Origin of the sequence: Pseudoxanthomonas mexicana (assembly GCF_001556105.1) — a bacterium.
GTDB lineage: Bacteria > Pseudomonadota > Gammaproteobacteria > Xanthomonadales > Xanthomonadaceae > Pseudoxanthomonas_A > Pseudoxanthomonas_A mexicana_A.
In genome coordinates, this window is sequence record NZ_LSIF01000060.1 from 72,933 (window position 1) to 86,482 (window position 13,550).

Here is a 13,550-nt window from a genome sequence, read left to right on the forward strand (position 1 = left end):
CGCCCCGGCCCGACGGCGGGCAAATCGGACGTTGGTACGGGGCCACGCGTCCTTCTGCGGCGGGCGTATGCTGGCGGCCAGGGGAGGACGCATGACGGAAGGATCATCGACAGAACCGGCCGCACGGCCCTTCGTCGTGCCGTGCGCGGAGCTCGACGCCGGCGCGCCTTGGCGCTGGTTGCGCGCCGGTTGGCGTGATGTGCGCCGCGCACCTGGGCTGACCCTGCTGTTCGGCATGGTGATCGTGCTGGTCAGCCTGGGCATCTCCTGGCTGGCCTATCTGCTGGGGCGGTTCGCGCTGCTGGCGACGCTGCTGTCGGGATTCGTGTTCGTGGCGCCACTGCTCTGCGTGGGCCTGTATTGCGTCAGCCGGGCGCTGGAACAGGGGCGCACGCCGCGCCTGCGCGATTCGTTCGTGCTGGCGAAGCGCGTGCTGGGCCAGGCGGGGGTGTATGCGCTGGGGCAGGGCGTGATCATCCTGCTGTGGTCGCGCGCCGGCATGATGGTCAGCGCATTCTTCCCTTTCGATGGCAGCGACCCGACCGCGTTCTGGGAGTTCCTGGCGCTGGGCTCGGCGGTAGGCGCGGTGTTCGCGGCGCTCACCTTCGCCGTCACCGCCTTCTCGCTACCGATGATCGCCGACCGCGATGTGGACATGGTCACCGCCGCGGTCTCCAGCGTGCACGCCGTGATGCGCAACAAGCGCGTGATGGTCCTCTGGGGACTGCTGCTGGTGTCGCTGACGGCGATCGGTTTCGCCACCGCGCTGCTGGGCCTGGGCCTGCTCATGCCCTGGCTGGCGTACGCCAGCTGGCACGGCTACCGGGAGACACTCGACGCGTCCGCCTGGGCTGCATTGGAGTAGGCCACGCGGTAAAGTCGGTTCGGGCGATGCAGGGGTGCACCGCTACCATGAGGGAGAACGGGGATGAAGGGATCGCATGACGGCTCGCCCGTCCGCGCGCGCGCGGCAGGCATGGGGATGCTCGCACTGATGCTGGCCGCGTGCGGGGGCGGTGGTGGAGGCTCGGCGGTGCGTCCGGATCCGCCGCCGCCGACAGGCACGGGATTCACGCCGAACGTGCCCATCGATGCGTCGTTGACCCAAGTGAATCCGCCCTCGGTGCCGACGCAGGCGCCCCCCGCGAGCCTGCCCCAGTACAGCCAGCACCTGCAGCTGATCGGAGCGGCCGGTTCGCTGGGCGCGGGGTTGACCGGGCAAGGCGTGACCATCGGTTTCGTCGACACCGGCGTCAACCGCAACCATCCCGCCCTGAGTGGCCGGGTCAACGCCAACTTCGTCAACGTCAATCCCGCCACCAACAACACCAGCCTCGACGATGTGGTGGGTCATGGCACCGTTGTGGCGCAGATCGCCGCAGGTCGCGGTATCGGCAACTGGGGCGGAGGTGTCGCGCCCGGCGCCACCATCGTGTCCTCGCGCATCATCAACGACACGCGCCCCGACGACGACGGTACCGGCGAGGGCAACGAGATCACTGCCGGCCAGGGATACGGCGATTTCTTCCGCAGCATCAACAGCCAGTTGGCCGGGGCGGGCGCGCGGATCATCAACAATTCCTGGGGCGGCCTGTACTGGAACGATGCCGCACTGACGACCGAACTGGCGGCGGCTTACCGCGACTTCGTCATCGGCCGTGGCGGCCTGATCGTGTTCGCCAACGGCAACGCCGGCGACACCGCCGCGCTGCGCGCCAACCCGTCCGACAACGCCGCGTTGCCCAGCCTGTCGGCCGCGGCGGCCGATCTGGAGCGGGGCTGGCTGACGGTGGCGGCACTGGATCCGGACAACCCGCTCAGGCTTACCGACTATTCCCAGGCCTGCGGCATCGCCATGAACTATTGCCTGGCGGCGCCGGGCAACGTGGTGTTCATCGATCCCGATGCGCGCACGGGCGATGCCAGCTATGACCTCTATCGGGGTGGCGGCACGTCGTATGCGGCGCCACAGGTGTCGGGGGCGGCGGCCGTCGTATGGTCCGCGTTCCCGTACTTCAACAATGACTTGGTGAGACAGACCTTGCTGGGCACCGCACGCGACCTGGGCGCGACCGGCGTCGATCCAGAGTTCGGGTGGGGATTGCTGGACGTGGGGCGCGCGGCGAATGGACCCGCGCAGTTCGCATGGGGCGACGTCAGCGTGTCGTTCACCGGGACGTCGGTGTGGCGCAATGCCATCTCCGGTGCTGGTGGACTGATCAAGCAGGGATCGGGGACATTGATCCTGGCCGACCGTACCTTCTACACCGGAGACACCCGGGTCGAGGCAGGCAGCCTGTACCTGGTGAACGGCAACGCGTTTTCCAACATCCATGTCAGCCAGGGCGCTACGGTCTGGTCGGGCGGCTACGCATCGTCGGTCAACAACAACGGCACCTACCTGGTCGCGGCCAACAACACGGTCGGTGCCTACCGCTTCGCGCAGGGACCGACTGGCAACCTCGGCGTGTGGCTGGGCAATCCGTTCAGTGCCTCGATCGAGGCGCGTCTCGATGGCCAGATCAGCGTGCTTGGCGTGAAAAGCGGCTACATCACGTCGGCCCGCGAGGTGCTGCTGAACTCGTCGCAGATCATCGGTCGCTTCAGCAGCCTGAAGGCGGCCCCCAGCGTGTTCCTCGAGGCGGCACTCGCCTACGACACGAACAACGTGTACCTGGACATCAAGCGCATCGACGTGTCGCGCGCCATCGCCGGGCTGTCGCTGCCGAAGTCGACGCAGACATCGGCCATCCGGATGGAGGCGGCCATGTCGGCCATCGACGGACAGTTGGCGGGGCAGAGTCCCCTGGGCATCGGGCAGGGCTTCATCGATGGCGCCGGTGCATTCCAGCAGGTGGGCAGCGTGGCTGCAGCCGACGCCTCGCTGCGCAGCCTGTCCGGCGACCTGCATGCGGTCGCCGATGCGATGACCTACGACTTGATCGGTGCCGGACGCCGCGCGCTGGGTGCGCGTGCGGAACAGCACGCGTCGCGTCGCGACGGCGGTTCCGATTGGTCCCGGGCCCTGGGCGCACCGGGGCAGGGCGCGCTGGGCGTGGCGCGTTACCAGGCCGATGGCTGGCTGCTGGGTAGCGATGGGCAGCTGGGCCGTCACGGCTTCGCCGGCATGGCGTTCGGCGAGGCGCGCGCCAGTGGCGGCGCGCAGGCGGGTCGTGACCGCGGCCGCGACCGCCAGACCCAGGCACTCGCCTACGCCGGCAGCGACTGGAATGGCACGCATGTGGTCGGCCTGCTCGGTGCAGGGCGTTTCGACCGGCAGATCGATCGCGGCCTGCTGGTCGGCGACAAGATGCAGGGCGTGGCCAGCGGTTACGCCGGCCGCTACTTCACCGCGAGCGTGGAGGCGGGGCGCCGTATCGGCAATGCACGGGCGTGGCTGTCGCCGTATGCCGGCATGGAGTTCACCCGCCTGCAACGCGATGGCTTCATCGAGCTGGGCGCGGAGGGCTTCGGCCTGACGACGCGCGACAGCCGCACCGACCGACTGCAGGCGCTGGCAGGCGCACGCGCCTACCGTGGCTGGGAAACGTCAGCACTGGGTACCGTGTCCGTGCAGGCCTACGCCGAATGGCAACGCACGCTGGATGGGCGAGGTCTGCAGGTGGACGCCAGCTTTGTCGGGGTGGACAGTTGGGCGCCGCTGGCGCTGGCGGAGCGCAGCAGCACGCGCATGGGCGTCGCACTCGACCTGTCGCCCTCGCGAAGGACGATGCTGTCCTTCGGCTACGACCTGCGCAACGGCAGCGACGAACGTAGCGACAGGCAGTGGTCGTCGCGGTTGCGCGTGGGATTCTGACGGCGCGCCGTGCGTGCCACGCACGGCGGGCTCACGCCCGCCATCGCCCATCGCCCGCGGTGAACAAGACGGTGGGCCAAGGCCCACCCTGCTGCATCGACGGGCCGGTCAGCCCCGCCCGTCGAACAGTTCCCGCCCGATCAGCATCCGGCGGATCTCGTTGGTGCCGGCGCCGATGGCGTAGAGCTTGGCATCGCGCAGCAGGCGGCCCGCCGGGTACTCGTTGATGTAACCGTTGCCGCCGAGCGACTGGATCGCTTCCAGCGTGACCTGCACCGCGGCTTCCGAGGCATGCAGCAGGCAGCCGGCGGCGGCGGCACGCGATCCCTGGCCTTCGTCGAACCCGCGCGCCACCTGGTAGGCGAAGGCGCGGCTCGATTGCAGCGCGGTGTACATGTCGGCCAGCTTGCCCTGCATCAGGCCGAACGTGCCGATGGCGGCATCGAACTGCTTGCGTTCGCGCACGTAGGGCAGGGTGATGTCGAGTGCCGACTGCATCAGACCGATCGGGCCGCCGCTCAGCACCAGGCGTTCGGTGTTGAGGCCGCTCATCAGCACGCGCACGCCGTGGTTGACTTCACCGAGCACGTTCTCAGCCGGGATCTCGCAGTTCTCGAACACCAGCTCGCAGGTGTTGCTGCCGCGCATGCCCAGCTTGTCCAGCTTCTGCGCGGTGGAGAAGCCCTTCATGCCGCGCTCGACGATGAAGGCGGTCATGCACTTGCTGCCTGCGTCCTTGCCTGCCGTACGCATGTACACCAGCAGCACGTCCGCTTCCGGCCCGTTGGTGATCCACATCTTGTTGCCGTTGGCGACCCACACGCCGTCCTTGAGTTCGGCGCGACAGCTCATCGAGCCGACCACGTCCGAACCGGCGCCCGGTTCGCTCATCGCCAGCGCGCCCTTCCACTCGCCGCTGCACAGCTTCGGCAGGTACCTGGCGCGCAGCGCGGCGTTGCCGTTGAGATAGAGGTTCGACACGCACAGGTTGGAATGCGCGCCGTAGCTCAGGCCGACCGAGCCCGAGGCGCGCGAAATCTCTTCCATCGCGATCAGGTGGGCCAGGTAGCCCATGCCGCTGCCGCCGAACTCGGGATCGACGGTGATGCCCAGCAGGCCCAGTTCGCCCAGCTTGGGCCACAGGTCCTGCGGAAAGACGTTGTCGTGGTCGATCTGCGCCGCACGCGGCGCGATCTCGGTCTGCGCGAATCGCTGCACGGCGTCGCGCAGCGCATCCAATTCTTCGCCCAGCGGAAACCCGCTGACGGTATCCGGTCGCATTCGGTCCTCCCTCCTGTTGCGGCCCAACTTCCAGGTTGTGTGTGTAACGTCCTGCGTCAGTGTTCGCCGCGCAGATGGCCCATGAAGCGCGGGGCCGTACGGCCCAGCGGCAGCTTGAGCTTGCCGATCGCGGTCATCCGCGCTTCGGCGATGCGGTCGGCCGCGTACTGCGGCGCGATGTTTTCCTTCTCCGCCAGGTCGAAGATCCTGCCGACGGTGTGGTAGATCGTCCGCATCATGCGCATCGCGCGCTCGCGGTTGTAGCCGTCGATCTCCAGCGACACGTTCATCACGCCGCCCGCGTTCACCGCGTAGTCCGGCGCATACAGGATGCCGCGCTTGGCGGCTTCCACGCCGGTGACGTGCGACATCTGGTTGTTGGCGGTCCCGCAGATGATCTTGGCCTTCAGGCGGGGCAGGGTCTGCTCGTTGATCGCGTACTCCAGCGCGCAGGGGCTGAACACGTCGACCGGCAGGTCGTAGATCTCGTCCGGCTTGACGGCCTCGGCGCCGTATTCCTCCACCGCGTGCTCGACCAGCGCCGGGTTGAGGTCGGTGACGAACAGCTTGGCGCCGCGCTCCTTCAGCAGCTTCACGTACTCCATGCCGATGTGGCCAAGGCCCTGCACGGCGAAGCTGTACTTGCCGATCTCCTCGTTGCCGAACTTGCGGTTCAACGTGGCCATCAGGCCCTGCAGCGCACCGTAGGCGGTGAACGGGGCCGGGTCGCCGGAGCCGCCATGCACCTGGTGCACGCCGACCACGTATTCGGTCTCGCGGTAGACGTTTTCCATGTCGTTGACGTCGGTGCCGACGTCTTCGGCGGTGATGTAGCGGCCACCCAGCGAGTCGACGTACCGGCCGAAGCTGCGGAACAGCACCTCGGTCTTGTCCGCGCTGCTGTCGCCGATGATGACCGCCTTGCCGCCGCCGACGTTCAGGCCGGCCAGCGCGTTCTTGTAGGTCATGGTGCGGCTCAGGCGCAGCGCGTCGTTCAGCGCCAGCGCGCTGTCGGCGTAGGGCCGCATGCGCACGCCGCCCAGCGCGGGGCCAAGCACGGTGCTGTGGATGGCGATGATGGCCTTCAGCCCGGCGTCCGGGTTGTGGCAGAAGACGACCTGTTCGTGGCCAGAGGTATCGAGGGTTTCGAAGATCATGGGTGGGCTCCGGTGCGCGGGTGGGGACCGGCGCGGGCTTGCCTTCTGGGCGGCTAACGGGTGGTCAGAAAAGAAAAAAGCGACGTTTCCGGATCGTGCCGTGGTCGTCGCAGGGCGCCAGTCTAATCCAATCGGTCTGCGGCGAGATGACGGTCGGTGGTCGGGCCGGGGTGACGTCCGGGCCATTGCTGGAATCGAACGACCGTGCTATTCCTGTTTGCATGACACCGCAAGCCGCCACCCACAAGGGCAACGCCACCCGCGAAATGATCGTCGCGCGGGCCTACGACATCGCCGCGCGCAACGGGCTGGAGGGGTTGTCCATCGGCGAACTGGCCACGGCGGCCGGGATGTCCAAGAGCGGCGTGTTCGCCCACTTCGGCTCGCGCGAGGACCTGCAGCTGACCGTGCTGGAGTGGACAGCCGAGCGTTACGCCCGCGCCGTGATCGCCCCGGCGGTCGGGCTGCCGCGCGGCCTGCCGCGGTTGCGCGCGATCATGGAGAACTGGTTCCGCTGGGTCTGCGACAACCCCGACGGCTGCGTGATCCTGGCCGCCGCCCATGAGTACGACGCCCGCCCTGGCCTGCTGCACGACCGTATCGTCAGTTGGCTGCTGCAGCTGCGCCAGCAGCTGATGAAGGCGATCGGCATGTGCGTCGAGACCGGCGAGTTGTCGCGTGATACCGATCCCGTGCTGCTGGCGTTCGAACTGTTCGCCATCGCCCAGGGCCTGCACGATGCCCGCCTCTACGACGCCGAGCAGGCGCCGTTGCTTGCCCGCCGTTCGCTGGACCGCCTGCTGGCGTCCTACGGCGCCGCCGTTCCTTCCCCCACCGCCTGAGTCTTCACGAGGTGCCGTCATGGCCGCTGTCGCTGTCCCACGGAATAGCACGACCGTTCGTAAATCATGGATGCGCCCGCTGCTGAGCGCCCGCTTCGCCGTTGGCAGCTGGCTGGCCCCGCGCAGCACGCTGGCCAGCGCGTTCCAGTTGTTCTGCACGCCGATGCCGGGCGCCCGCACGCGTGCGCGGCAGGCCGAGACCGGCGGCGCCCGCATCGGCGAACTCGTGTTCGGCCGTGAACGCCTCGCCACGTATACCTGGGGCGATCCGCAGCACCAGCCGACCGTCCTGCTGGTGCATGGCTGGTCGAGCTTCGGCCTGCGCTTCCTGCCGTGGGTCGAACCGCTTCGCCGTGCCGGCTATGCGGTGGTCGCGTTCGACCAGCCGGCGCACGGCCGCAGCAGTGGTCGTCGCGCCACGCTGCCGATGTTCGCCGAGGCCGCACGCCGCGTCGCCGAGAGTATCGGCCCGCTGGCGGCGATCGTCGGCCATTCGCTGGGCGGCGCGGCGGCGGCGATCGCGATGGCGCGCGGCCTGCAGGCCGAGCGCGTCATCCTGCTCGCGCCCGCCGCCGATCCCTTCGATGCCGCGCGCCGCTTCGGCGGGATGGTCGGGCTGGCGCAGTTCCTCAGCCGGCGCCTGTTCGACGAATACCAGGAACTCACCGCGCACGACATCCGCGAGTTGCATGCGCAGGCGACCGCGCCGCAGATCGCGCGGCCCGGCCTGATCGTGCACGACCTCGAAGACACCGACGTGCCGTGGTGCGAAGGCGAACGCTACGCACGCTACTGGCCGCAGGCCACGCTGCTCAGCACCACCGGGCTGGGCCATCACCGCGTCACCATCGCAGCGGAAACGCTGGACGCCTCGCTGCGCTTCCTGCGCGGCGAAGCCGTCGGCCAGCGCGTCGTCTCCACCCGCGCGCTGCCGTTCGGCCTGTGCTGAAGCGGGACTACAGCGTCCGATAGGGGCGCTGGCGAATCCACAGGGTCGCCAGCCATTTCTCGCCGGCCTCGACCGGCAGGCCGGCATGCAGGCTGTCAGGGTCCGGCCTGCCATCGGCATGCAGGTTGTCGAAGATGACCGCGCGTCCCGCCCGGGGTGCGATGGTCAGCGCGCCGTGCGGGAATGCGGTGGCACCGCCGGCGCCCACCGTGTTGAGGTAGACGCAGATCGTGCGCAGGCGGTTGCCGGCTTCGGGCTTGTCGGTTTCACGCGATCCCGGCGGCAGGTAGTCGCGATGCGGACGGTATTGCTCGCCGGGCAAGTAACGCAGGACGGTCAGCTGCTCGGCGTGCGCCAGCGGAATTCCCGCCGCCGCCGCCATGCGCGCCTGCACCAGGCGCACCGCGATGTCTTCGCCCATCGGGTCGTGCGTCGCGTCGCTGCTCGTGCGCAATTCTACTTCGCGCGGCAGGCCCGTTGCAGGATCGACGGCACGCGAGCGTTTCAGCCTGGGCAGGCTGTGGGCGATGAGCAGCCTGCACTCATCTGCGGACAGCAAGCCATCGACGGTCGCGACGCGAGGCGCGTCACAGCGATGCGTGGCGGCGGGCGTGGTCAGGAGGTCGCCCAATTCCAGCACGCCGGGCGAGCCGGACAAGCGCGTGCCCGCATCACCGGGAACGCGGGGCAAGCGTGGATGGCCCGCCGCCGCCAGTTGTGCGTGCAGCTGCGCCGCTTCCGCAGGATTCGCACGGCAGCCTTCGCCTGCTGCCAGACGCTCCGCCAGCAACATGGCGGCAACGGCATGGCCTGCGTGCGCGGCCTGCTCCAACAACAACAGGCACCGTTGCTGGTCCTCCAGGGCGGCTTTGTGGCCGAAGTACACGGCCAGCGCCAGCAGCGCCGACGGATGCCCGCCATTGGCCGCCGCCAGCAGGCGGGCTTGCAGGGCAGTGTCGAATGGCAGCGCCACACCGCCAGCACCGAGCCATGCCAGGTGGTACGCCGCCGCCGGGTGTCCCGATGGTTCGACGTCAGACAGCCACGCGTGGGCACGCGCGATGTCCTGGTCCGTCCCCACGCCATGGAGGGTCATGCGTGCCGCTTCGATCGTGGACGGCACGTGGCCTTCGTCCGCCGCCTGCACGTAGTGCTGGAAGGCCTGCTCGTGCGCGCCAGCGAGAACCAGCGCCCGGGCTTGCGCGAACGTGCGGTCACCCGCGTTGTCGAAGGCGTCGGCGCGATCGGGATCCTCGTTCATGTGGCGATGGTAGCGGAACCCTGCACGCGGACGTCGACCGCACGCCCCCGTAGGGTGTGCGGCGCGTGTCCACTGGTATGCCTTTGGTGAGGTGTCCACACGCGAACGGCTACAATCGGCGGTCTATCAGCACGTGAGTGAGGGCACGCGTGAGCACACCCGCCAGCCAGTTTCCCGCCGCACAGGCCGACGCCACGCCGTTGCGCTTCGTCACCGCCGCCAGCCTGTTCGACGGGCACGACGCCGCCATCAACATCATGCGCCGCCTGATCCAGGGCGAAGGCGCGGAAGTCATCCACCTGGGCCACAACCGCAGCGTCGAGGACGTGGTCCGCGCCGCGCTGCAGGAAGACGCCGACGGCATCGCGCTGTCCAGCTACCAGGGCGGCCACGTCGAGTACTTCAAGTACATGGTCGACATGCTGAAGGAGCGCGGCGCCGGCCATGTGCGCGTGTTCGGCGGCGGTGGCGGCACCATCACCCCGGAAGAGATCGCCGAGCTGCAGGCCTACGGCGTGGAGCGCATCTACCACCCCAACGACGGCATGAAGATGGGCCTGGTGGAGATGATCCAGGACGTGGTCAAGCGCGCCGAGGAAGGCCGCGTGCAGGCCGCCGAAGACCGCGACGCCGCTCCGAACGCACCGAAACTCACCGACGAGTCCGGCATCGGCCGCGTGCTCAGCGCCATCGAGGACGGCCGCTACACCGACGCCGAACTGGAGAAGCTGCGCGCGCAGTGGGCCAAGGGCCCGCACGCGCCGTTCCCCGCGCGTCTGACGCCGGTAGTCGGCATCACCGGTACCGGTGGCGCCGGCAAGTCGTCGGTCACCGACGAGCTGATGAACCGCTTCCTGTCCTGCTTCCCGCAGATGCACATCGCGGTGATCTCGGTCGATCCGACCCGCCGCCGCACCGGCGGCGCGCTGCTCGGCGACCGCATCCGCATGAACGCGCTGCGCAGCGAGCGCATCTACATGCGATCGATGGCCACGCGCCGCCAGCATGTGGCGACCAATGCCGTGCTGAAGGACTGCATCGCGTTCCTGAAGTCGCTCGGCTTCGACCTGGTGATCGTCGAGACCGCCGGCATCGGCCAGAGCGATTCGGAGATCGTCGACCTGGTCGACTTCCCCATGTACGTGATGACCAGCGACTACGGCGCGGCCAGCCAGCTGGAGAAGATCGACATGATCGATTTCGCCGAGCTGATCGTGCTGAACAAGTACGACAAGCGCGGCGCCGAGGACGCGCTGCGCGACGTGCGCAAGCAGTGGAAGCGCAACCGCGTGGCGTTCCAGACCCCGGACGCCGAGGTGCTGGTCTATCCCACCATCGCCAGCCAGTTCAACGATCCCGGCGTCAGCTGGATGTTCGCCAACCTGTGCCGCCTGCTGCGCGAGAAGCTGCAGCTGCCGGCCGAGAAGTGGACGCCCGCGCTCGACACCGAGCTGAAGGAGCCGCGCGCCACCGTGCTGATTCCCGGCAGCCGCGTGCGCTACCTGGCCGAGATCGCCGAGCAGGGCCGCGGCATCAACCGCCGCATCGAGACCGAAGCCGAGACCGCCAGCCGCGCGCAGCATTACTGGAATGCGCTGAAGGATATCGAGGATCCGGCGCTGCCGAAGGCGCTGGAGCTCTACGCCGGCGATGCACTCGTAGGGCGGGCCTTGGCCCGCCATCCGGATGCAGACGAGGTCGATGACGGCGGGCCAAGGCCCGCCCTACAGGTGGACCGTTCCCTGCTGACCCTCCGCCAGCGCTACAACGACGCCATCCAGTCGCTGTCGTCCGAAGCGCTGAAGCTGCTGCGCGAATGGCCGGCGCGGCACAAGGCCGTCACCGATCCGGTCAACGAGTACCAGGTGCGCGGCAAGACCATCCGCATCGAGAACTACCGCGAATCGCTCAGCCACCAGCAGATCCCGAAGATCGCACCGCCGCCGTACCAGGGCTGGGGTGAACTGCTGACGTTCCTGCAGAAGGAAAACCTGCCCGGCAGCTATCCGTACACCGGCGGCGTGTATCCGTACCGCCGCACCGGTGAGGATCCCATCCGCATGTTCGCGGGCGAGGGCACGCCGGAGCGCACCAACCGTCGCTTCCATTACCTCAGTGTCGGCCAGCCGGCCGCGCGCTTGTCCACTGCTTTCGACAGCGTCACGCTGTACGGCGAAGACCCGGCGCCGCGCCCGGACATCTACGGCAAGATCGGCAACTCCGGCGTCAACATCCCCACGCTGGACGACATGAAGAAGCTGTACTCCGGCTTCGACCTGTGCGCACCCACTACCTCGGTGTCGATGACGATCAACGGCCCCGCGCCGATGATCCTGGCGATGTTCATGAACACCGCCATCGACCAGCAGGTGGAGAAGTACCTGCGGGCCGACGACGCGCGCTGGGCGGAAGCGCAGAAGACGATCGACGCGTTCTTCGCAGGCCGTGCGCGCCCGCAGTACCACGGCGAGCTGCCGCCGACGAACACCGGCCTGGGCCTGGGCCTGCTCGGCATCACCGGCGACCAGCTGGTCGATGAAGAAACGTACGCGCGCATCAAGGCCGAGACGCTGGCCACCGTGCGCGGCACGGTGCAGGCCGACATCCTGAAGGAAGACCAGGCGCAGAACACCTGCATCTTCAGCACGGAATTCGCGCTGCGCATGATGGGCGACATCCAGCAGTACTTCGTCGACCACGCGGTGCGCAACTTCTACTCGGTGTCGATCAGCGGCTACCACATCGCCGAGGCCGGGGCGAACCCGATCAGCCAGCTGGCTTTCACGCTGTCCAACGGCTTCACCATCGTGGAGTACTACCTGGCCCGCGGCATGAAAATCGACGACTTCGCGCCCAACCTGTCGTTCTTCTTCAGCAACGGCATGGACCCGGAGTACACCGTCATCGGCCGCGTTGCCCGCCGCATCTGGGCGCGCGCCATGCGCGAGCGCTACGGCGCCAACGAGCGCAGCCAGATGATGAAGTACCACATCCAGACGTCGGGCCGGTCGCTGCACGCGCAGGAGATCCAGTTCAACGACATCCGCACCACGCTGCAGGCGCTGTACGCGCTGTTCGACAACTGCAACAGCCTGCACACCAACGCCTACGACGAGGCGATCACCACGCCGACGGAAGAAAGCGTGCGCCGTGCGGTCGCCATCCAGATGATCATCAACAAGGAGCTGGGGCTGAACTTCAACGAGAACCCGTGGCAGGGCAGCTTCGTCGTCGACCAGCTCACCGACATCGTGGAAGAGGCGGTCTACAAGGAGTTCGAGGCGATCAGCGAGCGCGGCGGCGTGCTCGGCGCGATGGACACCATGTACCAGCGCGGCAAGATCCAGGAAGAGTCGCTGTACTACGAGCACAAGAAGCACGACGGCAGCCTGCCGCTGGTGGGCGTGAACACCTTCCTGCCGCGCGAGCACGGCGGCGAGATCGCCACCGAGATCGAGCTGATCCGCTCGACCGAAGACGAGAAGGGCCAGCAGATCGCCAACGTGCGCGCCTGGCAGGCCTCGCGCAACGCACTGGCGCCGGAAGGCGAGACCGACCACAGCCACGCCTCGGCGCTGGAAGAACATGCCGAGCCGGAAGTCCACGACGGTCACGGCCTGGCCTACCTGCAGCGCACCGCGCGCGAGCGCCGCAACGTGTTCGCCGCACTGGTGGAAGCGGTGAAGACGCACAGCCTGGGGCAGATCAGCCATGCGCTGTACGACGTGGGTGGCGAGTACCGACGGAATATGTAAGCCGGTTTGGCAAGTCAAACTGAGAAACCCGCCTTTCGGCGGGTTTCTTGTTTACGAAGTGTGGCAGGGCCTGGAACACCAGTAGCAACCATTGGATTGACTGTAGTGGCGCTTGGCTTCCCGCACCGCCTCCTGGCATGTGGTGTGGATGCCGAGATCTATACGACTTGATGGCAGAAAGCCGCAGGTGTCCGTATGAACTTCATGGTCACCATTGTTCTGCTGCTCACGATTGACGTAGTAGCGGGGCGTTGCAATGACTCCTCTGGCTGGTTGTGGCGCCCACGCTAAGAAGGTCGCGTCGCAGCTGGCGAGATTGCAGGGGCTGCTAACGGACCGTTCGTCGGCGGGTATTCCCTGTATGCCTGATCTGCCACCCCAACTTGCGGAGTCCGTGGTTGTTCCCCTCGCCCTGCGAAGCGGGGAGAGGGTGCCGAAGGCGGGTGAGGGGCGAACGGAGTGGCGGAGGTGTCGGCACCCGGTTCATT

8 protein-coding genes are annotated in these 13,550 nt (G+C 67.9%); 5 read left to right on the forward strand and 3 right to left on the reverse strand.

Going from position 1 to position 13,550, the window contains the following annotated elements; genetic code table 11:
• Positions 1 to 91: 91 nt before the first annotated feature.
• Positions 92 to 865 carry a DUF2189 domain-containing protein gene (locus AX730_RS10875; RefSeq protein ID WP_198147155.1) on the forward strand — a complete coding sequence of 258 codons (774 nt, stop codon included), beginning with the start codon at positions 92 to 94 and terminating at the stop codon, positions 863 to 865.
• 63 nt (positions 866 to 928) lie between these two features.
• Positions 929 to 3,817 (forward strand): autotransporter serine protease, encoded by a 2,889-nt coding sequence (locus AX730_RS10880; protein WP_062356120.1) that lies wholly within the window; start codon positions 929 to 931, stop codon positions 3,815 to 3,817.
• Between the two features lie 108 nt (positions 3,818 to 3,925).
• Here the strand turns inward: AX730_RS10880 and AX730_RS10885 are convergent, their stop codons facing one another.
• Positions 3,926 to 5,098, reverse strand: coding sequence for an isovaleryl-CoA dehydrogenase (locus AX730_RS10885; RefSeq protein WP_062356122.1), 1,173 nt, complete (start codon positions 5,096 to 5,098; stop codon positions 3,926 to 3,928).
• Positions 5,099 to 5,154: 56 nt separating this feature from the next.
• Complete coding sequence (locus tag AX730_RS10890) at positions 5,155 to 6,255, reverse strand: Glu/Leu/Phe/Val dehydrogenase dimerization domain-containing protein (RefSeq protein WP_062356126.1); 1,101 nt, start codon at positions 6,253 to 6,255, stop codon at positions 5,155 to 5,157.
• A gap of 221 nt (positions 6,256 to 6,476) precedes the next feature.
• Here AX730_RS10890 and AX730_RS10895 point away from each other — a divergent pair, with 221 nt between their 5' ends.
• Complete coding sequence (locus AX730_RS10895) at positions 6,477 to 7,097, forward strand: TetR/AcrR family transcriptional regulator (protein WP_062356129.1); 621 nt, start codon at positions 6,477 to 6,479, stop codon at positions 7,095 to 7,097.
• 70 nt (positions 7,098 to 7,167) lie between these two features.
• Positions 7,168 to 8,046, forward strand: coding sequence for an alpha/beta hydrolase (locus AX730_RS10900; RefSeq protein WP_062356132.1), 879 nt, complete (start codon positions 7,168 to 7,170; stop codon positions 8,044 to 8,046).
• A gap of 7 nt (positions 8,047 to 8,053) precedes the next feature.
• Here AX730_RS10900 and AX730_RS10905 read toward each other — a convergent pair whose 3' ends face one another.
• Positions 8,054 to 9,307, reverse strand: coding sequence for a 2OG-Fe(II) oxygenase (locus AX730_RS10905; RefSeq protein ID WP_062356134.1), 1,254 nt, complete (start codon positions 9,305 to 9,307; stop codon positions 8,054 to 8,056).
• Positions 9,308 to 9,456: 149 nt separating this feature from the next.
• Between AX730_RS10905 and AX730_RS10910 the strand changes: the two genes are divergently transcribed.
• On the forward strand, positions 9,457 to 13,062 hold the full coding sequence (locus AX730_RS10910; RefSeq protein WP_062356137.1) for a methylmalonyl-CoA mutase family protein: 3,606 nt from the start codon (positions 9,457 to 9,459) through the stop codon (positions 13,060 to 13,062).
• Positions 13,063 to 13,550 lie beyond the last annotated feature (488 nt).

What these genes read in the sequence shown, in the direction of transcription:
- AX730_RS10875 (WP_198147155.1), top strand. Translation starts at nt 92, where the DNA reads ATGACGGAAGGATCATCGACAGAACCGGCCGCACGGCCCTTCGTCGTG.
- AX730_RS10880 (WP_062356120.1), top strand. Translation starts at nt 929, where the DNA reads ATGAAGGGATCGCATGACGGCTCGCCCGTCCGCGCGCGCGCGGCAGGC.
- AX730_RS10885 (WP_062356122.1), bottom strand. Translation starts at nt 5,098, where the DNA reads ATGCGACCGGATACCGTCAGCGGGTTTCCGCTGGGCGAAGAATTGGAT.
- AX730_RS10890 (WP_062356126.1), bottom strand. Translation starts at nt 6,255, where the DNA reads ATGATCTTCGAAACCCTCGATACCTCTGGCCACGAACAGGTCGTCTTC.
- AX730_RS10895 (WP_062356129.1), top strand. Translation starts at nt 6,477, where the DNA reads ATGACACCGCAAGCCGCCACCCACAAGGGCAACGCCACCCGCGAAATG.
- AX730_RS10900 (WP_062356132.1), top strand. Translation starts at nt 7,168, where the DNA reads ATGCGCCCGCTGCTGAGCGCCCGCTTCGCCGTTGGCAGCTGGCTGGCC.
- AX730_RS10905 (WP_062356134.1), bottom strand. Translation starts at nt 9,307, where the DNA reads ATGAACGAGGATCCCGATCGCGCCGACGCCTTCGACAACGCGGGTGAC.